Here is an 18,965-nt window from a genome sequence, read left to right as displayed (position 1 = left end):
GTTCCCTTTCAGGTTAGTGAGGGGCCTTGCCAGAGGGCGGATCAAGGAGCGAAACACGCAACGAAACTACGCGAGTGCGACGAGCTCCGCATAGTCGTCGGACCAGAGATCCTCGACGCCGTCCGGCATCACCAGCACCTTGTCGGGTTGCAGTGCGTCGACGGCCCCCGGATCGTGGGTCACCAGGATGACGGCGCCGGCGTAGGTGCGGATGGCGTTCAGCACTTCACCGCGCGATGCCGGGTCGAGGTTGTTGGTGGGCTCGTCGAGCAGCAGCACGTTCGCCGCCGAGACCACGAGCATCGCCAGCGCCAGCCGCGTCTTCTCGCCGCCTGACAGCACGCCGGCCGGCTTGTCCACGTCGTCGCCGGTGAACAGGAACGAGCCCAGCACCTTGCGCGCCTCGGTCTGGTTCAGGTTGGGGGCGGCGGAGACCATATTGCTCAGCACGCTGGCCTTCACGTCGAGGGTCTCGTGTTCCTGCGCGTAGTAGCCCAGCTTGGCGCCGTGGCCGTGATTCACCCTGCCGGTGGTGGGCTCCTCGATGCCCGCGAGGATGCGTAGCATCGTGGTCTTGCCTGCACCGTTGAGCCCGAGGATGACCACCTTGGTGCCCTTATCGATGGCGAGATCGACGGCGGTGAACACCTCCAGCGAGCCGTAGACCTTGCTCAGATCCTCGCCGGTGAGTGGGGTCTTTCCGCAGGGCGCGGGATCGGGGAAACGGATCTTGGCCACCTGATCGACGGTGCGCTCCCCCTCGACGCTGGCCAGCAGACGCTCGGCGCGCTTGGCCATGTTCTGGGCGGCGACGGCCTTGGTGGCCTTGGCGCGCATCTTGTCGGCCTGGGCCATCAGCTGGGAGGCCTTGCGCTCGGCGTTGGCCAGCTCGCGCTTGCGGCGCTTCTCGTCGGTCTCGCGCTGCAACAGATAGCGCTTCCAGTTCATCGCGTACTGGTCGAGCGCCGCGCGGTTGGCGTCGAGGTGGAACACCTTGGTGACCACCGCGTCGAGCAGTTCGACGTCGTGGCTGATGACGACCAGCCCTCCGGAGAACGACTGAAGGTAGCCGCGCAGCCAGATCACCGAGTCGGCGTCCAGGTGGTTGGTGGGCTCGTCGAGCAGCAGGGTGTCGGCGGCGGAGAACAGAATCCGCGCCAGCTCGATGCGACGACGCTGACCGCCGGACAGCGTCTTGAGCGGCTGGTTCAGCACCCGATCGGGCAGCCCGAGGTTGGCGGTGATCCGCGCGGCCTCCGACTCCGCCGCATATCCGCCGGCGGCGTGCAGGGCGTTCTCCGCGCGGGTGTACGCAGCCATCGCCTCGTCACGCTGAGAGCCGATGCTCTCCGCCATCCCGATCTCGGCGCGACGCAGTCGCTTCAGCACCTCGTCGAGGCCCCGGGCGCCGAGCACCCGGTCGCGGGCGAGCTGCTCCGGGTCTCCCGAGCGGGGATCCTGGGGCAGGTAACCGAGCGTGCCGGAGCGCGTCACGGCGCCGGCGGCGGGCATCCCCTCCCCGGAGAGAATCCGGGTGAGCGTGGTCTTGCCCGCGCCGTTTCGGCCCACCAGACCGATCCGATCGCCCTTGTTGATGATGAACGACGTAGGCTCCAGCAACAGCCGGGCGCCCGCCCTTACCTCAACGTCCTTGACCTGCAACACGCTGACCGACTCTACACGTCCGCCGACGCTCACCCACGCGTCGACGGTGTGCGCACCGCCAGCACGACGTCGGTGACGAAAAGCGCGATCGCCAGCCAGACGAAACCGAACCCGAGCCACCGGCTGAGCGGCATCGGCTCGTGGAAGACCAGCCATCCCAGCAGGAACTGACCCACGGGAGCGATGTACTGCAGCATGCCGAGCGTGACCATGGACACCTCGCGCGCCGCCACCGCGAACAACAGCAGGGGGATCGCGGTGATGATGCCGGTCGTCGCTAGGAGCGCGCCGTAGCCGCCGGACAGGCCGAAAGTGGACTGCCCCACGACGGCGAGATAGATCAGATAGCCGAGCGCGATCGGGGTGACCGTCGCCGTCTCGAACGCCAACCCCGGCACGGGCGCAACCGAGGCCCCAGCCAGCTTCTTCACCAAGGAGTAGGTGCCGAACGAGAAGGCCAAAGTGAGCGCGATGTAAGGGAACCGGCCATATCCGATGAGCAGCACCACGACGGCCACCACGCCCGAGGCCATCGCCGCCCACTGCAGCGGCCGGAGCCGCTCCTTCAGCACCAGAACCCCCAGCGCGGTGACGGCGAGCGGGTTGATGAAGTAGCCCAGCGCTGCGTCGAGCGTACGCCCGGTGTTGACGCCATAGACGTACATCGACCAGTTCGCCAGGATCAGCACACCGGCAGCCGCCAACCCCCACGCGAGCTTGCGATTGGTCAGGATCTCTCGTAGCTGGTGCAGCTTCCGAGTGGCCGCCAGGATCAGCAGGCACACGCCCAACGACCAGATCGCCCGGTGCGCCACCACCTCCAAGGCACCGGAGCGGGCGAAGAGAGCGAAGTACAGCGGGAAGAGCCCCCACAGGAGGTAGGCCGCGAACCCATTGACCAGGCCTTTGCGTTGCTGCACCTGACGAGGCTATGCCTCATCGAGCAAGCTGCGCCAATCGTGCTGTTCAGCCGGTTCGCGATGCACTGCGCTCAGCCACCGACCACCTATGAGGAGGTACCAAACCGCCATATACTAGAATTCAAGATTCTCAAGTTTTTCAAGCCTTGGAGGGCATGATGGATGTAGCCACGATCTCCGCGAACGGACAGATCACCGTGCCCATCGACGTCCGACGTCGCCTACAGCTCGGCCCGGGCGACAAGATCGTCTTCATCGAGAACGAAGACGGCGACCTGGTCGTCGTCAGGCCCGCAGCGGCCGCCCTCCTCGCCGCGCAGCGCGCCTTCCGCGGAGCTGCCGACGCCGCAGGACTGGAAAGCGAAGAGGATATGGACGCCTACGTCGCAGAGGTCCGCGCAGAACGACGCGGCCAGGCTCGGCCGTGAGACGAGTCCTTGCGGATACGAACCTCCTCATCGCTGCGGTCGGCTGGCCGCACGGCGTTCCAGCTCAGGCATTGTGGCGCATCCTGAATGAAGAACGCCTCGTGTTGACGACCTACATCATCGACGAGTTCCTTGACGTCATCGAACGCAAGTTTCCGGCGCAGAGGGAGGCCGCGCAGGCTCTCCTCGACGACCTCGACTACGAACTTCTCCCCGTAGCCACGTCTGGCGTCGCTATGCGCGACGAAAAAGATCAGCCGATTCTCGACGCCGCTATTGCCGCGTCCGTCGACGTGATCGTGACCGGAGACAAGGACTTCCACGCGCTCGCCATCGCGATTCCTTCCATCCTTACGCCACGTCAGTACCTAGACGAGCCGGCGCCATTGGTCTGACTTCACTCACCCGCGAACTGCCCGAATCGCCCCAGGTCAGGAGACCGTCCAGGTAGACGTCCAGTGACTCGGTCATGGACGGAAACCCGGGACCGCATCGAGGATCACCTGGGACTCATCGGCCCGGGTCTCGAGGAGCACGTCCACGCATCGCAGCGCATCGATGACCAATCCCAGTCGTGCGGTCGGTGCTCCGGCCTCGACGCTCGCCACCCACTGCCGCGTGACACCGAGCGTGGTCGCTAACTGCTGCTGACTCATTCCCTTGCTAACGCGCGCGCGACGCAGCACCGCGCCGATGTCCTCCGCACGCCCGATCTCCACTTCCGGCCTCCGATGTCACCCGACGCTAACAATCAGGTCGATGTTAGCTACAGATAACATTAGCCTATGTGTTAGCTCTAGCTAACACACTGCCGTCCGACGGTACTGGAGAAGGTCAATCCAGGGTGGCGAGGAAGCCGAGCAGGGCGCCTTCCCATTCGGCCTGGTGGGAGACGTTGACGCCATGCGGGCCGCCTTCGATCACGTGGATCTGAGCGTCGGGTACGAACTCGGTGATCCTGGCCGTCGACTTTGCCAGCGGGACGTTCTGGTCGCCGTCGCCGTGGATGGCGAGCAGGGGGACGTCGATCGCCTTGCAGTCGTCGCGCAGGTCGGTGGCCCAAGCCAGAATGCAGGCGACAGCCGCGTCCTGATCGCACTGAAGCGCGATACGCAGCGCCGCCCGGCGCGTGGCCTCGTCGACGGTGAGGCCCTCGTTGTTGCTGAAGAACCAGGTGATGAATTGGTCGAGGAAGCCGTTCTTGTCGTGGGCGCAGGAGTCGGCCATGCCCTCGAAGCCGGACATCGGCATCGCGCCGTCGGGGTTGTCGTCGCGGATGCAGAGCGCCGGGCAGATCGAGCCGGAGAGTACCGCTCCCGCCAGGCGATCGGTGCCGTAGGTGGAGCAGTAGCGCGCCACCTCGCCGCCGCCCATGGAGAAGCCGAGGATGACGGCTTGGCGGAGGTCGAGCTGGGTGATCAGGTCGTTGAGATCGGCGGCGAGAGTGTCGTACTCGTAGCCGCTCGTGGGCTTGTCGGAGCGCCCGAAGCCCCGGCGGTCGTAGGTGATGACGCGGTGCCCCACATCGACCAGAGCTTGCCGGTTGCCGGCGAACGCCTCGCCCGATAGCGGCCAGCCATGGATCAGCACGACGGGGCGGCCCTCGCCCCCGGAGTCGGTGTAGTGGAGCGTGATCGGCTTGTCACCGGTGGTGGTCAACGTCGGCATGAACGGCCTCCTCGCGAGCGGAACCTTTCAGCCAAATCTACTGCGAAGACACAGCCAGGCATGGGAAAGCCGAGTAACAGTCCCCAGTGAAACTCACGCTGGCTCTTTTCGAGGCTCCGCTGCGCTCCGCACCTCAAAGAGCGTCATTGGTGCTTCGCACTCGTCCCGATTGTCGAGGCTCGGCCGCGAACGGCCTCGCACCTCAAAGAGCGTTATTGGTGCTTCGCGCTCGTCCCGATTGTCGACGCTTGGCCGCGAACGGCCTCGCACCTCAAAGAGCGTCAGAGGTTGTAGCCGATGGCGCGGAGCTGTTCGCGGCCGTCCTCGGTGATCATCTCCAGCGTCCACGGCGGCAGCCAGACCCAGTTGATCTCGACCGACTCGACCAGACCGTCGAGCACGTACTTGGTGTCGTACTCGATCTTGTCGGTGAGCGGGCAGGTGGGCGAGGTGAGCGTCATGTCGATGGTGGCGTTGCCGGCCTCGTCGACGTTGACGCCGTAGACCAGACCGAGGTCGACGACGTTGACCATCAGCTCGGGGTCGACGACGTCCTTCATCGCCTCGAGCACCTCGTCCTCGGTGGGCACCGGGGCGGGCGCGTCGACGTCGGGGAGCTGGTCCTTGACGAGATCGCTGGGGCGGGGTTCGTGGGTGTACATCTCAGGCCTCCTTGGCGGTTGCTTGCAGGGCGGCGTCGCGCACGGCGGACCACCCCAGGAGGGCGCACTTCACGCGCGCCGGGAATTTGGAGACGCCGGCGAAGGCGATCGCGTCTTCGAAGACGTCTTCGTCGGGCTCGATGCGGCCCTGCGACTGCATCATCTCCAAGAATTTGTCGTGCAGCTCGAGGGCGTGATCGACGGAGCCGCCGATCAGCAGGTCGGTCATCACCGAGGTCGAGGCCTGCGAGATCGAGCAGCCTTCCGCGTCGTAGGACACGTCACGGATGGTGGAGCCGTCGAGGACGATGCGCAGGGTCAACTCGTCGCCGCAGGACGGGTTGACGTGGTGCACCTCCGCGTCGAAGGGGTCGCGCAGGCCGCTGTGATGCTTCTCCCGGTAATGGTCCAGGATGATCGTCTGGTACAGCTCGTCGATGTTCATCGGTTTCCGGAGACTCCTGTCAGAAACGCGGCGCGAAGTAGTTTCGTGTGAACACTAGCGCGTCGGCCAACGCGTCGATCTCCGCCTCGGTGGTGTAGAGGTACGACGAGGCACGCGTCGAACTCTGGTGTCCCAGGCGCTTGTGCAGCGGGCGCGCGCAGTGGTGGCCTCCGCGGATGGCGACGCCGCGCGAGTCCAGCACCTGCATCACGTCGTGCGGGTGCACGCCCTGCAGGTTGAAGGAGATGGCGCTGCCGCGGTCCACGTTCTCGACCGGCCCGAGGATGCGAAGCCCCTCGATGGCGGTGAGCTTGTCCAGCGCGTAGCCCGTGATCTGGTGCTCGTGGGCCTCGATCTGGTCCATGCCGATGGCGTTCAGGTAGTCGATGGCAGCGGCCAAGCCCACGGCCTGCGCGATCGGCGGGGTGCCGGCCTCGAAGCGATGCGGCGGGGCGGCGTAGGTGGAGTGCGTCATCTCGACCACCTCGATCATCTCGCCGCCGCCGAGGAACGGGGGAAGGGAGTCGAGGAGGTCGTAGCGCCCCCACAGCACACCGAGGCCAGTCGGCCCGCACATCTTGTGCGCGGTGAAGGCCAGCAGGTCGGCGCCCAGCGCGGCCACGTCGGTGGCCTGATGCGGCACCGCCTGCGACGCGTCCACCACCACAACCGCGCCGACGGCGTGCGCCTGCTGCGCGATCTCGGTGATCGGGTTGCGAGTGCCCAGCACGTTGGACACCCAGGTCAGCGAGACCACCTTGGTGCGCTCGTTGATCAGGTTCTGCTCCGCCGCGGCGGCCAGGTCGAGCCGGCCGTCGTCGGTGACGTCGAACCAGCGCAACGTGGCGCCGGTGCGCTCACACACCAGCTGCCACGGCACGATGTTCGAGTGGTGCTCCATGACGGAGATCACCACCTCGTCGCCCGGCTTCAGAGCGGCACCCAGGGTGTTGGCTGCCAGGTTCAGCGCCTCGGAGGCGTTCTTGGTGAACACCACCTCCTCGGGCCGAGCGGCGCCGATGAACGACGCCACCTTGGCCCGGGCGCCCTCGAAGGCCTCCGTCGCCTCGGCCCCCAGCAGGTGCATGGCCCTGGCCACATTCGCGTTGTGCTGCAGGTAGTGATCGGCGATCGCGTCGATCACCTGCTGCGGCTTCTGCGAGGTGTTGGCCGAGTCCAGGTACACCAGCGCCCACTCCCCCGCCCTGCGCTGCAGGATGGGGAAGTCGGCCCTGATCGAGTCGAGGTCGTACATGGTGATCACTGATCCCTGGTCTCTGGTAAAGGCTGGGCGGTTTGGTGACGGTGGGTCCTTTCGAGGCTCCTCGCAGAGCTCGTCGCACCTCAAGGACCGTGAACGGAGCTCGCCGCGTCCCACCGACGGTCGACGGAACTCGTCCACGCCCCGAGGGGCGTCGGTCCACGTCAGGCGTTGGCAGCGGCCTTGGTGACGTACTCCTCGTAGCCGTTGGCCTCGAGCTTGTCGGCCAGCTCCTTGCCGCCCTCGTCGACGATGCGACCGTCGACGAACACGTGCACGTAGGTGGGCTCGATGTAGCGCAGGATGCGGGTGTAGTGCGTGATCAGGACCACGGCGCGGTCACCCTGGGCGGAGTAGTGGTTGATGCCCTCGGAGACGACGCGCAGCGCGTCGATGTCGAGGCCGGAGTCGGTCTCGTCGAGGATCGCAGCCTTGGGGTTGAGCAGCTCCAGCTGGGCGATCTCGTGGCGCTTCTTCTCACCACCGGAGAAGCCCTCGTTCACCGAACGAGCGGAGAACGACTTGTCGAGCTGCATGCGGCCGAGCGCGGCCTCGACGTCCTTGACCCAGGTGCGGACCTTGGGGGCCTCACCGTCGAGAGCGGTCTTGGCAGTGCGCAGGAAGTTGGCGACGGAGACGCCGGGCACCTCCACCGGGTACTGCATGGCGAGGAACAGACCAGCCTTGGCCCGCTCGTCGACGCTCAGCTCGGTGAGCTCGACGCCGTCGAGGGTGACGGAGCCGGAGGTGATCTCGTACTTCGGGTGGCCGGCGATGGCGTAGGCCAGGGTGGACTTTCCGGAGCCGTTGGGGCCCATCAGGGCATGGATCTCACCGGGGTTGACGGTGAGGTTGACGCCCTTGAGGATCTGCTTGGGGCCGTCCTCGGTGAGGACGTCGACGTGCAGGTCGGAGATGACGAGAGTGGACATGTGAGCGGTACTCCTCGGTGTGTGATCTGGTGTGATCTAAAAGTCTGTGGTGGTCGACTCGGGGTCGACCTGGATGAGGTCGCCGTCGACGCGGACCGGGAACACCCGGACCGGCTCCGTGGCGGGAAGGTTCAGGACCGCGCCGGTGGCGAGGTCGAAGCGGGACCCGTGCAGGTAGCACTCGATGGATCCATCCTCGACGTCGCCCTCCGACAGCGGCACGTTGCCGTGCGAGCATTCGTCCTCGATCGCATACAGGGCGCCGTTGTGGCGCACGATCGCGACGGTGAGCTCATCGTCGACGTCCACCGCGAGCGGCAGGTCGTCGGTGAGTTCGCTCAGCTCGGCGACGGTAACGAAGGTCACTGTGCGGCCCCGGCGGACTCGACGGCGGCGATCTCGCGCTCGACGCGCTCCAGCAGCTTCTCCTGGATGCTGTCGATGCCGATGCGGCGGATGATGTCCCAGAAGAAGCCGTGCACGACGAGGCGGCGGGCCTCGCGCTCGGGCACTCCGCGGCTGCGCAGGTAGAACAGCTGCAGTTCGTCGAAGCGTCCCGTGGATGAGGAGTGACCCGCGCCCTCGATCTCGCCGGTCTCGATCTCCAGGTTGGGCACCGAGTCCACCTTGCAGCCCTCGGTGAGCAGCAGGTTCTTGTTGGACTCGTAGGTGTCGATGCCCTCGGCGGCCTTGCGGATCAGCACGTCGCCGATCCAGACGGCGTTCGCCCCCTTGCCCTGCAGCGCGCCGCGGTAGTCGACGTTCGACTTGGTGTGCGGCTCGTTGTGGTCCACGAACAGGCGGTGCTGGATGTGCTGGCCGCTGTCGACGAAGTACAGGCCGTAGCTGTTCAGCTCGCCGCCCGGGCCGTCGTAGCGGAAGTTCTCCTGCAGCCGCACCACACCGCCGCCGAGGGAGGCGGTGACGCTCTTCACCTGGGCGTCGCGGCCGACGGACAGCGAGCGCTGGCCGCCGTGCACGGTGTCGTCGTCCCAGTCCTGGAGGGTGACGATGTTCAGCTGCGCGCCCGGACCGACGATGAAGTCGGACTTCTCCGCGTAAGCGCCGGCACCCACGAAGTGGAACACGACGGTGGCCTGGGCATTGGCGCCCACGCTCAGCACGATGTGATCGCGGGCCAGCCCGCCGTCTCCCTTCGCGGTGAACACGATGGGCTCGTCGTAGACCCCGTTGGCGGGGATCTGGATGTGGCTGCGCCGCAGCGGGCCTTGGGCCGCGATGGCCGAGATCCGGTCGACCGGAGCCTCGACGGCGAGCGCGCGGGCCTCGTCGGCGCTCAGGTCGGAGACGACGATCCCCTCGGGCAGCGCGACGTCCCAGTCGAGGGAGCCGGTCTCGGCGTCCTCGCTGAAGAGCTTGCGCAGCTTCTTCACCGGGGAGAAGCGCCAGATCTCCTCGCGGCCGGTGGGCACGGGGTGATCGGCGACGTCCCACGACGGGGTGGGATGCAGGTGCGACTCGACGGTCTCGACCGCAGCGGCCACGATCGGGGCACTATTCACAGTGGTGGTCAATGGATTTCCTTTTTTACTCAAACTCTGGGATCGGGCTGGGGACGGCGCTCGGACTAGCCGACCGCGCCTTCCATCTGCAGCTCGATCAGGCGGTTGAGCTCGAGCGCGTATTCCATGGGCAGCTCGCGGGCGATGGGCTCGATGAAGCCGCGCACGATCATCGCCGTGGCCTCCAGCTCGTCCATGCCGCGGCTCATCAGGTAGAACAGCTGATCCTCGGAGACCTTGGAGACGGTGGCCTCGTGGGCCATCGACACGTCCTCCTCGCGGATATCCACGTAGGGGTAGGTGTCGGATCGGGAGACGGTGTCCACGAGCAGGGCGTCGCACATCACGCCGGACGACGAGTGCAGCGCGCCGGGCTCCACCTGGACCAGGCCACGGTAGGACGCGCGGCCGCCGGAGCGGGCCACCGACTTGCTGACGATCGAGCTCTGCGTGTAGGGCGCGCAGTGCACCATCTTGGAGCCGGTGTCCTGGTGCTGGCCCTCGCCCGCGAAGGCGATCGAGAGCGTCTCACCGCGGGCGTGCTCGCCCATCAGGTAGACCGCCGGGTACTTCATGGTGACCTTGGAGCCGATGTTGCCGTCGATCCACTCCATCGTCGCGCCCTCTTCGCAGGTGGCGCGCTTGGTGACCAGGTTGTAGACGTTGTTCGACCAGTTCTGGATGGTGGTGTAGCGAACGCGGGCGTTCTTCTTCACGATGATCTCGACGACGGCCGAGTGCAGCGAGTCCGAGGAATAGATCGGCGCGGTGCAGCCCTCGACGTAGTGCACGTAGGAGCCCTCGTCGGCGATGATCAGCGTGCGCTCGAACTGGCCCATGTTCTCCGTGTTGATGCGGAAGTAGGCCTGCAGCGGGATGGAGACGTGGACGCCCTTCGGCACGTAGATGAAGGAGCCACCCGACCACACGGCGGTGTTCAGCGACGCGAACTTGTTGTCACCCACCGGGATGACGGTGCCGAAGTACTCCTGGAAGATCTCCGGGTGCTCCTTCAGCGCGGTGTCGGTGTCGAGGAAGACGACGCCCTGGCGCTCGAGCTCCTCGTTGATCTTGTGGTAGACCACCTCGGACTCGTACTGCGCGGCGACACCCGCGACGAGGCGCGCCTTCTCCGCCTCGGGGATGCCCAGGCGGTCGTAGGTGTTCTTGATGTCCTCGGGCAGGTCGTCCCAGGTCTGAGCCTGCTTCTCCGTGGAACGCACGAAATACTTGATGTTGTCGAAGTCGATGCCGCTCAGGTCGGCACCCCAGTTGGGCATGGGCTTCTTGTCGAAGAGCTTCAGGCCCTTCAGGCGAAGGTCGAGCATCCACTGGGGCTCGTTCTTCAGATGGGAGATGTTGGCGACGACGGCCTCGTTCAGGCCGCGCTTCGCGGAGGCGCCGGCGGTGTCGGTATCGTGCCAGCCCCATTGGTAGTTGGAAAGAGCCTCGATGTGCTCGTCCTGCGTGGCTCCGGTTCCCGGTGCCTGCGGCATGGTCTGCGTCATATCGTCACTTTCTTCTTCGGAATCTGGGGCGTGGGGAGCCTGCGTGGCACGTGGGTGGTGCACACGCCGTCTCCGTGGGCGATGGTGGCGAGCCGCTGCACGTGGCTGCCGAGAAGTCGGGAGAATAATTGGGTCTCGACCTCGCACAGCAGCGGATACTCGGCTGCGACGTGCGCGATCGGACAGTGGTGCTGAAGCAATTGGTCCCCGGAGGAGACCGGCCGCACCGAAGGAGCGTAGCCGTCGATGCCAAGGGCGTCGACCAGCAACTCCATCGCGGAGGCCTCGGGGCGCTGCTCGCGGGCCTCGAGGTAGCGCTGCTCAATACCCTCGGCTCGCTCACTGGCGAGCTCCTGGAGCGCATCCGGGCCGGCCTTGTCCAAGAGCTGGCGGATGGCGGAGAGCGCCAGTTCGTCGTAGGCCTGCCGGAACTCAGCGCGGCCTTCGTCGGTCAGGGCGAACACTTTGGACGGCCGGCCTCGGCCGCGCGCACCGTAGACGCGCTGTTCGCGCGAGGTGAGTGTGCCGTCCTCCAAAAGCGCGGTAAGATGTCGACGGACAGCCGCCGGGGTCAACGAGAGCTTCTCCGCCAACTGCTTGGCCGTTTGCGGGCCGTCGTTGAGAATCAGATTGACCACCCGTCGCCGTGTGGGAGCTTCTTCGACGCTGATCGCCTCGGTCATGTGTCCACCTCCATCCCACAACTTTAGGTGATGACAGTGTTGTCTTTTCCGGGTGTTCTTTCAAGGAAGGGGTACCTAACCCTAACTTTGAGTGAGCGATCGCCTGGTCGCACCTGAGGGAGGGGTAAGAGCGGAACCTGTAATGAGGTGCTGCAGATACCTCTAAGCTGTCGGGGTGGCTGTGTTGGAAGCGCGTGACCTGAGGTTGTCGTTCGGCTCCACCGACGCCCTCGACGGATTGACGCTGGAGGCCGAGGCGGGCGCCGTGACCGCGCTGCTCGGTCCCAACGGGGCGGGCAAGACCACGTTCATCCGCTGCTGCACCGCCTTGGCCCGCGCCGACTCCGGGGAGCTCCGCCTGTTCGGCCAACAGCCTGGCTCGCCTGAGGTGCTCGCCCGGATCGGGCTGATGCCGCAGTCCACCGGCGCCTGGTCCGGGGTCAGGGCCGGAGAACTGCTGGCCTACCTCTCGCGCCTCTACGCCAATCCGCAACCGCTTTCCGAGTTGATGGGCCTGCTCGGCGTCGCCGACTACGCGAACACGCCTTATCGCCGACTCTCCGGCGGCCAGCAGAAGGCGGTCAACCTGGCCGGTGCGCTGGTCGGTCGCCCGGCACTGGTGTTCCTCGACGAGCCCACCGCTGGGCTCGATCCCCGGGCGCGTCGCCTCACCTGGGAACTCATCGCCGCTGTCCGCGACGCGGGCGTCGCGGTGCTGCTGACCACCCACGACATGGCCGAGGCCGAGGCGCTCGCCGATCGCGTCTACATCGTCGATCGCGGTCGGGTGCGCGTCGAGGGAACGGTTGCGCAACTGTCCGCGCACGGGGGCTTGGAAGAGGCCTTCCTGCGTCACACCGGAGGGATGCCATGAGCCTGGACTTCACCCCTGCTCCGGCGCCGGCGCAGGCCTCCCGACGGGTTCTGACGCACGCCGCGATGGAGGCCCGGCTCATCGTCCGCAACGGCGAGCAGCTCCTGCTGGCCCTGGTGATTCCCCTCGGTGTCCTTCTCGTCACCCGGTTCTTCGGCGAGCGCTTCGGCCTCGACTTCGCGACGATGACCCCGTCGGTGCTGAGCCTGGCCATGTGGTCGACGTGCCTGACGACGCTGGCCATCGCCACCGGCTTCGAGCGTCGCTACAACGTGCTGGAGCGGATGGCGGCCACTCCCCTCGGCAAGCCCGGTGTGCTGCTCGGCAAGGCGCTGAGCATCGCGATGATCGCGACGGGACAGGCCGTCGTGCTGACGGCGGCCGGCCTGCTGCTGGGCTGGCGGCCGCAGCCGTCGCTCGCCGCGCTGGTGGTCTCCGCCCTCACCGCCCTGCTGGCCATGGCGACCTTCGCCGGCCTGGCGCTGATCATGGCGGGGTCGCTGCGCCCCGAGGCGACGCTGGCCGTCGCGAACCTGATGTATCTCGTCGGCATGCCGCTCGGCATCCTGCTCCCCGTCTCGGCGTACCCCATGTGGGCTCAGCCGGTGCTCTCTTTGCTCCCGACCGCAGCGCTCGGCGAGTCGATGCGCGCCGCCGCCGACGGCGTCACCTTGTTCTGGCCGCTCGCCGTCGCGGCGGTCTGGGCGCTCGTGCTCTCGTTCCTCACCCGGAAGGTGTTCTCGTGGACTTCCTGACCAAGCTGGTCACCGGCCAGCGCGCGATGCGGGCGTGGTTGTGGGCCTCGCTGATCTGCAACATGGGGATCATCGTCACCGGCGCGGTGGTGCGGCTGACTGGGTCGGGCCTCGGCTGCCCCACCTGGCCGAAGTGCACCGACGAGTCCTATGTCCCGCACCCGGAACTGGGCCTGCACGGCGTGATCGAGTTCGGCAACCGAACCCTCACCTTCGTGCTGATGATCGCGGCGCTCGGCGCCTTCATCGCAGTGTGGCGCACCGTCGGGCGTGGAAAGCTCTGGGCGCTCACGCTGGGCATCGGCCTAGGCATCCCGTTCCAGGGCGTGATCGGCGGCTTCACGGTGTGGAGCCAGCTCAACCCCTTCGTCGTCGCCCTGCACCTACTGCTCTCCGTGGCGCTGGTGGTGCTCTGCGTCTGGGCGCTATTCCTGGGCTACGACGCCCGGCCCACGCCCGTGGCGCGGCTGCCCCGGCTGGCCGCCCAGGTCACCTTCGCGCTGACCATGCTGTCGATCTGGATCGGCACGGTGGTCACCGGTTCGGGGCCCCACGCGGGCGACGCGGACGCCCCCCGTACTGGCTTCGAGATCGAGTTCGTCGCTCGCCTGCACTCGCTGAGCGCGTGGGCTGCGGTGGCCGGCACCGTCGCCTGCCTGGTCCTGTTCCGCGCCTACCGCGGCACCCTTGCTCGCCGCAGCACCTGGTGGCTGCTGGCCGCCATGCTGCTCCAGGGCCTGATCGGCTATATCCAGTACTTCGCCGGGCTTCCGCTGGGCGTGGTCATCCTGCACATGATCGGGCTGCCGATCGTCGCCGCCGCGGCCGCCGCCGTTCTCTTCAGTTCCACCCGTTCCGCTAGCGAAGGAATCTCATGAACCCCATCCTGCGTCTCGACCTTCCCTATCAACTGCCAGACTTCGCGAGCGCCACCGCCGACGACTACCGCTCGGCCATCGAAGAAGGCATGCAGGCTCAACTGTCGGCCCTCACCGCACAAAGCGAGGACGATGCGCCGGCGACAGTCGAGAACGTGATCGGAGCCTGGGAGGACGCGGAGGCGACGCTGCGCCGCGCCCTCAACGCGTTCTACGCCGTCTACGGCTCCGACGCCACACCGGAGATCGAGGCGATCGAAGAGGAGATGGCCCCGCGTCTCGCCGAGCACGACGACGCCATCTACCTCGACCGCGGCCTGTTCTCGCGCCTGGAGGCCCTGCGCTCTCGCATCGACGACGGGGAGCTCGAGGCCGACGAGCAGGACGCCTTTGCGCTCGACGAGCTGCTGCGCGCCTTCCGCCGCGCCGGCGTGGCCCTCGGCGACGAGGAGCAGACCCGTCTGCGCGAGATGAACAAGAAGCTGGCCGAGCTGTCCAGCCGCTTCGAGCGCCTCAACCGCGAGGCGCGCAACGCCGGCGGCTTCACCGTCTCCGTGGCCGAGCTCGACGGGTTGAATGACGACGAGTTGCAGAGCCTGCTCACCGATGGCACCTACCGGCTGAACCTGGTGAACACCACCCAGCAGCCGCTCGCCACCAAGCTGACGAACGCGGAGGTGCGGCGTCGGCTGCATGACGAGTCGACCACCCGCGCGCTGGCCGGTGAGTTCGACACCCGGCCCGTCGTCGTGGAGATCGCTCGCACCCGCGCAGAGCGGGCCGCACTCCTCGGGTACGCCAACCATGCCGCGCTCGTCGCGGAGTCGGGCTGCGCCAAGACCACCGACGCGATCCTCGAGATGCTGGTTCCGATCGCCCAGGCCGCCCTGGCGAAGGCCCGCGAGGAGGCCGCCGATCTGAGCGCCCGCTACGCCGAGCTGAGCCCCGGGGCCGAGTTCACCGCCGCGGACTGGGCCTTCGTCGAGGCCATCGTGCGACGTGAGCGCTTCGCCTTCGACGAGTCCGACGTCACCGAGTACCTGCAGGTGAACGAGGTGCTCGCCGCCGTCTACGCGGCCGCCGAGGAGCTCTACGGGCTCACCTTCCACCCGCGCCAGGATCTGGTGGGCCACGTGCCCGACGCCCAGGTCTACGAGGTGCACGACGCCGACGGCAGCGTCATCGGGCTGTTCGTGATGGACTTCTGGAGCCGTCCCACCAAGCAGGGCGGCGCCTGGATGAGCAATCTGGTCGACCAGTCCACCCGCGACGATGCCCTGCCCGTGGTGACCAACAACTGCAACTACTCCCCCAGCACCACGACGATCAGCTGGGACGACGTGATCACGATGTTCCACGAGTTCGGGCACGCCCTGCACGGCCTGCTGGCCGACAGCCGGTACGCCTCACGCTCGGGCGCGAACACGCCCCGCGACTTCGTCGAGTTCCCCAGCCAGGTCAACGAGCACTGGGCCTGGACGCCCGACCGGGTGCTGCCCGCCGAGTGGGTCGATCGCCTCACCGAGGCCAGCAAGTTCGGTCAGGGCTACGCCACGGCCGAGACCGAGATCTCCTCGCTGCTCGACCTGGTGTGGCACACCACCCCGCTCGACGAGCTCCCCACCTCCGCCGACGAGGTGGAAGCCTTCGAGCACGCCGCGCTGGAGCGCTTCGGCCTGGTGGAGCCCTTGGTACCGCCGCGCTACCGCACGCAGTACTTCGCCCACGTCTGGGGCGGCGGCTACGCGGCCAGCTACTACGGCTACGCCTGGGCCAAGGTGATGGACGCCGATGCCGTCGCCTGGTTCACCGAGCAACCCGACGTGCGCGTGGCCGGCGAGCACTTCCGCCGCACCCTGCTGGCCCCCGGCGGCTCCGTCGACGCCATGGAGACCTACCGCCGCTTCCGCGGCCGCGACCCCCAGATCCAACCCCTCCTGGATCGCCTCGGCCTCACCATCTGATTCGGAGCCCGCCAGGCTGATTTCGTCAGGGTTCGGGGCCAGCCAGGTTGAAAGCGTCACGGTTCGGCGCCGCCTAGGGTTTGCCAGGTTCTGTCCGTCAGCATGCTGGCGTACAGAACCTGGCTGAGCCCAGATCGCCGAGCAGCTGAACGAAATCAGCCTCGCTACGACTTGGGAATCACGTTGATGACTTGGTATTCGCCCACCCTGAGGTGTTCCTCGGAGACGAGTTCCTGGGCGATGGTCCCGGATTGCCCGATACCAGTCCAGTCCACATTCCAGTGCGCGGTGGCGGTGACGGTGTACTCGCCTTGCTTCTGATAGCCGTCCTGGTAGCCGCAGACCACCTTGTACTCGGGGGACAGGGTATTGAGGCCGTAGGGCGTGCCGGGACCATAGCAGGTGACGGGTGGGCTGCTATCGCCGAAGTTCCACATCACTTTGTTCAGGGTGGCGGTCAGTGAGACGGTGAACCCTCGCTCTGATGCGCTGGCGGTCCGATCATCGAGATCAGTGTCGGTGGTGTCGGCCCACACGGGAACAGGGAAACCGACGATGGCCATCGAGTCAGGGTTCTTCGACGTCGCCTGCGGGAAGGTCGCAATCGTCACCTTGGAAAGCTGAAGCTCCGCGACAGCCCGCCAGGCGAGTTCCTCGGGATCTGGCGGAGGCAACTCCGGCGCAGCAGGCAGCCAACGATAGAAAGGCAAACCCGTGCTCGGATCAAAGGCACTGCCAACACCCCGAGTGCAGACGAAGATGCTGCCGTCCGTTCTACCTCCCCACACAGCATCGGTTTGCGCCGGTTGCGGATCGGCAGCCTCACACCATGCCCCCGCCATGGAACTCCAAGTGCCAAAGGCCGACGAGCAACTGACCTCACGGTCCTGGTAATAGCACTTGGTGGCACTACCACTGCCACGGTTCTTTGCAGGGTCTTGACCCGCCGATCCGCCTCCCTCGCTAGCGATCCCTCCACCACACATCTCGCTCCAGCAGTCCCTACCGTTGCAGCCAGAACCGCATGCGGAAGCATCTACAGGCAGGACTCCGAGGAGGACGAACGCTGCCACCAGTGCTGTGAATAGGCGTCTCAACACGGCGCCATCTCGGCCTTCACCAGTGCTGCGCGCCAACTCCCATCGGGAAGCTTCTCCATAAGGACCTCAACCTTCGCGGTGCCGGTGAGGCGGCCTTCGTCCTCTTTGCCGGTGTCGATGTCAACCGCCTTCGTAAGCCTGTTGTCCCGGCAGTGCTCAATGATCGCGGTAGTAACTCCATCCTTATTGGTGACCGGTTCAGAGATCACCACGTCTCGGTAGACCATAACTCCCGTCCGCTTGAGGTTCCGCTCGCGGAACATCAAGATGCTGTCGATGACATCGGAGGACTCCTGACCGGTCGTCACCTCCTGAGTGGCAGACAGGTCTTCCAACGACGGATCCTCAACGAACGCGTCAGCAACCCTGTTATAGGCCTGCCAACCGGCTCGGATCTCGGCTTGTTCAGCGGTGTCGCCCGACGTGTCGTCGGGGAACGGCTCGATAGCAGTGGGGCTGGGACTCGGGGATACAGAGGGGCTCGGAGACTCCAATGGCGTCGGACTGGGGCGCGTCGACACGGTGGACGACGGGGACGTCACGGATCCGCGATGCCCGGGCTTCGTCAGGTTCTGTGCGTCAGCATGCTGGCGTACAGAACCTGGCGAATCCCAGATCGCCGAGCAGCTAAACGAAATCGACCTCGCCAAGTTATCCACAGGCTGCTCGCAACAGGTTTCCGCAGCGCGCGACAACAGGCACCATCATCAGTATGGACAGGGCAAAATTCGCGGCGTGGGTCAGCGCGGTCGGCGGCGTCGCCACACGAGCAGAACTGTTGGCCGCTGGAGCGAGTTCGGCAACCATCGCCAACCGCGTCCGCGACGGAGAATGGCAACGCCCCTTCCCAGCCGTCTTTCTTCTCTTCCCGGGAACCCCGACCTGGGAACAGCGCCTGGTTTGCGTACAGAAGTGGGCAGGTGCTCGCGGAGTCTTTTCGCACAACACTGCCGCCTACTTGCACGGCCTGCGATCGGAAGCCCCCAAGACCATCGAGATCACCGTCGCCCAGACAGCAGGACTACGCTCGACACCACGTTGCATCGTCCACAGGCCCACGATCACGGCCACCCGTTCTGGCAGCCCACCGCGCACTTCTCTCGAGCAGACCGTTGTCGACCTCATCAATGAGGCCCCCTCAAAGGCCGACGTCCTCGACCTTCTCATCGCAGCCATCCAGAGACGCATGAACACCGCCGCGTTCGTCACCCAACTCGCCCGTCACCGCCAGGTGACGAATCGCACCTTCGCTCTCCGACTCCTCGACGTCACAGACCAAGGGGTCGAGTCCCACCTCGAACTCGAATACCGCCGACGTGTCGAACGCGCCCATGGACTGCCATGCGCCGCACGCCAGAAATGGGAACTGATCCGCAAGCGCTGGATCCGTTCCGACTGCTGGTATCAAGGCTTCCGAGTGCGGATCGAGCTCGACGGAGAACTCGCTCACCCGGGCCGCGCCACCGATGCAGACATCATGCGTGACAACGACCTCCTCATCGCCCGCGACGAGATCACGTTGCGCTACCGATGGCCGCACATCTGGAACTCCCCGTGTGACGCCGCCGGCCAAGTCGCAGCGGCGCTCCGCCGACGAGGCTGGCGCGGCCGTCTCGGACCATGCTCGCCCACCTGCCGCGCCGCCCAGATCGCCGACGGCTACCCCGGCTGAGCAGTCAGCACCCGATGGCCCGCAGCG

General features: G+C 66.4%; 21 protein-coding genes. 7 read left to right on the top strand and 14 right to left on the bottom strand.

Annotated elements, in window-relative coordinates:
* Nucleotides 1-66: 66 nt before the first annotated feature.
* Together P0D62_RS14315 and rarD are read right to left on the bottom strand one after the other, a co-directional pair.
* Nucleotides 67-1,665: an ABC-F family ATP-binding cassette domain-containing protein gene (locus P0D62_RS14315; RefSeq protein ID WP_275703228.1), complete on the bottom strand. Its 1,599-nt coding sequence runs from the start codon at nt 1,663-1,665 to the stop codon at nt 67-69.
* Nucleotides 1,666-1,694: 29 nt separating this feature from the next.
* Nucleotides 1,695-2,585: an EamA family transporter RarD gene (rarD, locus tag P0D62_RS14310; protein ID WP_275703227.1), complete on the bottom strand. Its 891-nt coding sequence runs from the start codon at nt 2,583-2,585 to the stop codon at nt 1,695-1,697.
* 155 nt (nt 2,586-2,740) lie between these two features.
* On the opposite strand from rarD, the gene P0D62_RS14305 reads away from it, so the two are divergent.
* Together P0D62_RS14305 and P0D62_RS14300 are read left to right on the top strand one after the other, a co-directional pair.
* Complete coding sequence (locus tag P0D62_RS14305; RefSeq protein ID WP_275703226.1) at nt 2,741-3,013, top strand: AbrB/MazE/SpoVT family DNA-binding domain-containing protein; 273 nt, start codon at nt 2,741-2,743, stop codon at nt 3,011-3,013.
* A complete protein-coding gene (locus P0D62_RS14300) occupies nt 3,010-3,408 on the top strand; it encodes a putative toxin-antitoxin system toxin component, PIN family (RefSeq protein WP_275703225.1) in 399 nt (132 codons plus the stop codon). The genes P0D62_RS14305 and P0D62_RS14300 overlap by 4 nt, the downstream gene beginning before the upstream one ends.
* 72 nt (nt 3,409-3,480) lie before the next feature.
* On the opposite strand, the gene P0D62_RS14295 is transcribed toward P0D62_RS14300, so the two are convergent.
* The 10 genes from P0D62_RS14295 to P0D62_RS14250 all read right to left on the bottom strand — a co-directional run bounded on the left by P0D62_RS14295 (nt 3,481) and on the right by P0D62_RS14250 (nt 11,695).
* Complete coding sequence (locus tag P0D62_RS14295; RefSeq protein ID WP_275703224.1) at nt 3,481-3,732, bottom strand: helix-turn-helix transcriptional regulator; 252 nt, start codon at nt 3,730-3,732, stop codon at nt 3,481-3,483.
* Between the two features lie 115 nt (nt 3,733-3,847).
* Nucleotides 3,848-4,681: an alpha/beta fold hydrolase gene (locus tag P0D62_RS14290; RefSeq protein WP_275703223.1), complete on the bottom strand. Its 834-nt coding sequence runs from the start codon at nt 4,679-4,681 to the stop codon at nt 3,848-3,850.
* Between the two features lie 281 nt (nt 4,682-4,962).
* The gene (locus P0D62_RS14285; protein WP_275703222.1) at nt 4,963-5,343 is read right to left on the bottom strand and encodes a metal-sulfur cluster assembly factor; all 381 of its coding nucleotides are present in this window, start codon (nt 5,341-5,343) and stop codon (nt 4,963-4,965) included.
* Between the two features lies 1 nt (nt 5,344).
* Nucleotides 5,345-5,788, bottom strand: coding sequence for a Fe-S cluster assembly sulfur transfer protein SufU (gene sufU, locus P0D62_RS14280; RefSeq protein ID WP_275703221.1), 444 nt, complete (start codon nt 5,786-5,788; stop codon nt 5,345-5,347).
* Between the two features lie 19 nt (nt 5,789-5,807).
* The gene (locus tag P0D62_RS14275) at nt 5,808-7,043 is read right to left on the bottom strand and encodes a cysteine desulfurase (protein ID WP_275703297.1); all 1,236 of its coding nucleotides are present in this window, start codon (nt 7,041-7,043) and stop codon (nt 5,808-5,810) included.
* Between the two features lie 170 nt (nt 7,044-7,213).
* Nucleotides 7,214-7,981 carry a Fe-S cluster assembly ATPase SufC gene (sufC, locus tag P0D62_RS14270; RefSeq protein WP_275703220.1) on the bottom strand — a complete coding sequence of 256 codons (768 nt, stop codon included), beginning with the start codon at nt 7,979-7,981 and terminating at the stop codon, nt 7,214-7,216.
* A gap of 36 nt (nt 7,982-8,017) precedes the next feature.
* Nucleotides 8,018-8,347 carry a Rieske (2Fe-2S) protein gene (locus P0D62_RS14265; protein WP_275703219.1) on the bottom strand — a complete coding sequence of 110 codons (330 nt, stop codon included), beginning with the start codon at nt 8,345-8,347 and terminating at the stop codon, nt 8,018-8,020.
* Complete coding sequence (gene sufD, locus P0D62_RS14260; RefSeq protein ID WP_275703218.1) at nt 8,344-9,516, bottom strand: Fe-S cluster assembly protein SufD; 1,173 nt, start codon at nt 9,514-9,516, stop codon at nt 8,344-8,346. The genes P0D62_RS14265 and sufD overlap by 4 nt, the downstream gene beginning before the upstream one ends.
* Nucleotides 9,517-9,569: 53 nt before the next feature.
* Complete coding sequence (sufB, locus tag P0D62_RS14255; protein ID WP_275703217.1) at nt 9,570-11,012, bottom strand: Fe-S cluster assembly protein SufB; 1,443 nt, start codon at nt 11,010-11,012, stop codon at nt 9,570-9,572.
* Complete coding sequence (locus P0D62_RS14250; protein ID WP_275703216.1) at nt 11,009-11,695, bottom strand: helix-turn-helix transcriptional regulator; 687 nt, start codon at nt 11,693-11,695, stop codon at nt 11,009-11,011. Before P0D62_RS14250 ends, sufB begins: the two co-directional genes overlap by 4 nt.
* Before the next feature lie 175 nt (nt 11,696-11,870).
* On the opposite strand from P0D62_RS14250, the gene P0D62_RS14245 reads away from it, so the two are divergent.
* From P0D62_RS14245 to P0D62_RS14230, 4 genes are read left to right on the top strand one after another with little or no spacing between them, the layout of a single operon-like run.
* On the top strand, nt 11,871-12,569 hold the full coding sequence (locus P0D62_RS14245) for an ABC transporter ATP-binding protein (RefSeq protein WP_406708260.1): 699 nt from the start codon (nt 11,871-11,873) through the stop codon (nt 12,567-12,569).
* On the top strand, nt 12,566-13,324 hold the full coding sequence (locus P0D62_RS14240; protein ID WP_275703215.1) for an ABC transporter permease: 759 nt from the start codon (nt 12,566-12,568) through the stop codon (nt 13,322-13,324). The genes P0D62_RS14245 and P0D62_RS14240 overlap by 4 nt, the downstream gene beginning before the upstream one ends.
* Nucleotides 13,312-14,202, top strand: coding sequence for a COX15/CtaA family protein (locus tag P0D62_RS14235; RefSeq protein WP_275703214.1), 891 nt, complete (start codon nt 13,312-13,314; stop codon nt 14,200-14,202). Before P0D62_RS14240 ends, P0D62_RS14235 begins: the two co-directional genes overlap by 13 nt.
* Nucleotides 14,199-16,166, top strand: a complete 1,968-nt coding sequence (locus tag P0D62_RS14230) for a M3 family metallopeptidase (protein ID WP_275703213.1) — start codon at nt 14,199-14,201, stop codon at nt 16,164-16,166. Before P0D62_RS14235 ends, P0D62_RS14230 begins: the two co-directional genes overlap by 4 nt.
* A 164-nt stretch (nt 16,167-16,330) precedes the next feature.
* On the opposite strand, the gene P0D62_RS14225 is transcribed toward P0D62_RS14230, so the two are convergent.
* Nucleotides 16,331-16,777, bottom strand: a complete 447-nt coding sequence (locus P0D62_RS14225) for a hypothetical protein (protein WP_275703212.1) — start codon at nt 16,775-16,777, stop codon at nt 16,331-16,333.
* A 482-nt stretch (nt 16,778-17,259) separates the two neighbouring features.
* Complete coding sequence (locus P0D62_RS14220; RefSeq protein ID WP_275703211.1) at nt 17,260-17,601, bottom strand: hypothetical protein; 342 nt, start codon at nt 17,599-17,601, stop codon at nt 17,260-17,262.
* 851 nt (nt 17,602-18,452) lie between these two features.
* Here P0D62_RS14220 and P0D62_RS14215 point away from each other — a divergent pair.
* Nucleotides 18,453-18,938 (top strand): hypothetical protein, encoded by a 486-nt coding sequence (locus P0D62_RS14215; protein WP_275703210.1) that lies wholly within the window; start codon nt 18,453-18,455, stop codon nt 18,936-18,938.
* The last annotated feature ends 27 nt before the right edge of the window (nt 18,939-18,965 follow it).

It is taken from the genome of Tessaracoccus caeni (genome assembly GCF_029211185.1).
Lineage (GTDB): Bacteria > Actinomycetota > Actinomycetes > Propionibacteriales > Propionibacteriaceae > Arachnia > Arachnia caeni.
This window is presented reverse-complemented; position numbering and strand designations above follow the sequence as displayed.

What these genes read in the sequence shown, in the direction of transcription:
- P0D62_RS14305 (WP_275703226.1), top strand. Translation starts at nt 2,741, where the DNA reads ATGATGGATGTAGCCACGATCTCCGCGAACGGACAGATCACCGTGCCC.
- P0D62_RS14290 (WP_275703223.1), bottom strand. Translation starts at nt 4,681, where the DNA reads ATGCCGACGTTGACCACCACCGGTGACAAGCCGATCACGCTCCACTAC.
- P0D62_RS14285 (WP_275703222.1), bottom strand. Translation starts at nt 5,343, where the DNA reads ATGTACACCCACGAACCCCGCCCCAGCGATCTCGTCAAGGACCAGCTC.
- sufU (WP_275703221.1), bottom strand. Translation starts at nt 5,788, where the DNA reads ATGAACATCGACGAGCTGTACCAGACGATCATCCTGGACCATTACCGG.
- P0D62_RS14275 (WP_275703297.1), bottom strand. Translation starts at nt 7,043, where the DNA reads ATGTACGACCTCGACTCGATCAGGGCCGACTTCCCCATCCTGCAGCGC.
- sufC (WP_275703220.1), bottom strand. Translation starts at nt 7,981, where the DNA reads ATGTCCACTCTCGTCATCTCCGACCTGCACGTCGACGTCCTCACCGAG.
- sufB (WP_275703217.1), bottom strand. Translation starts at nt 11,012, where the DNA reads ATGACGCAGACCATGCCGCAGGCACCGGGAACCGGAGCCACGCAGGAC.
- P0D62_RS14250 (WP_275703216.1), bottom strand. Translation starts at nt 11,695, where the DNA reads ATGACCGAGGCGATCAGCGTCGAAGAAGCTCCCACACGGCGACGGGTG.
- P0D62_RS14240 (WP_275703215.1), top strand. Translation starts at nt 12,566, where the DNA reads ATGAGCCTGGACTTCACCCCTGCTCCGGCGCCGGCGCAGGCCTCCCGA.
- P0D62_RS14230 (WP_275703213.1), top strand. Translation starts at nt 14,199, where the DNA reads ATGAACCCCATCCTGCGTCTCGACCTTCCCTATCAACTGCCAGACTTC.
- P0D62_RS14215 (WP_275703210.1), top strand. Translation starts at nt 18,453, where the DNA reads ATGAACACCGCCGCGTTCGTCACCCAACTCGCCCGTCACCGCCAGGTG.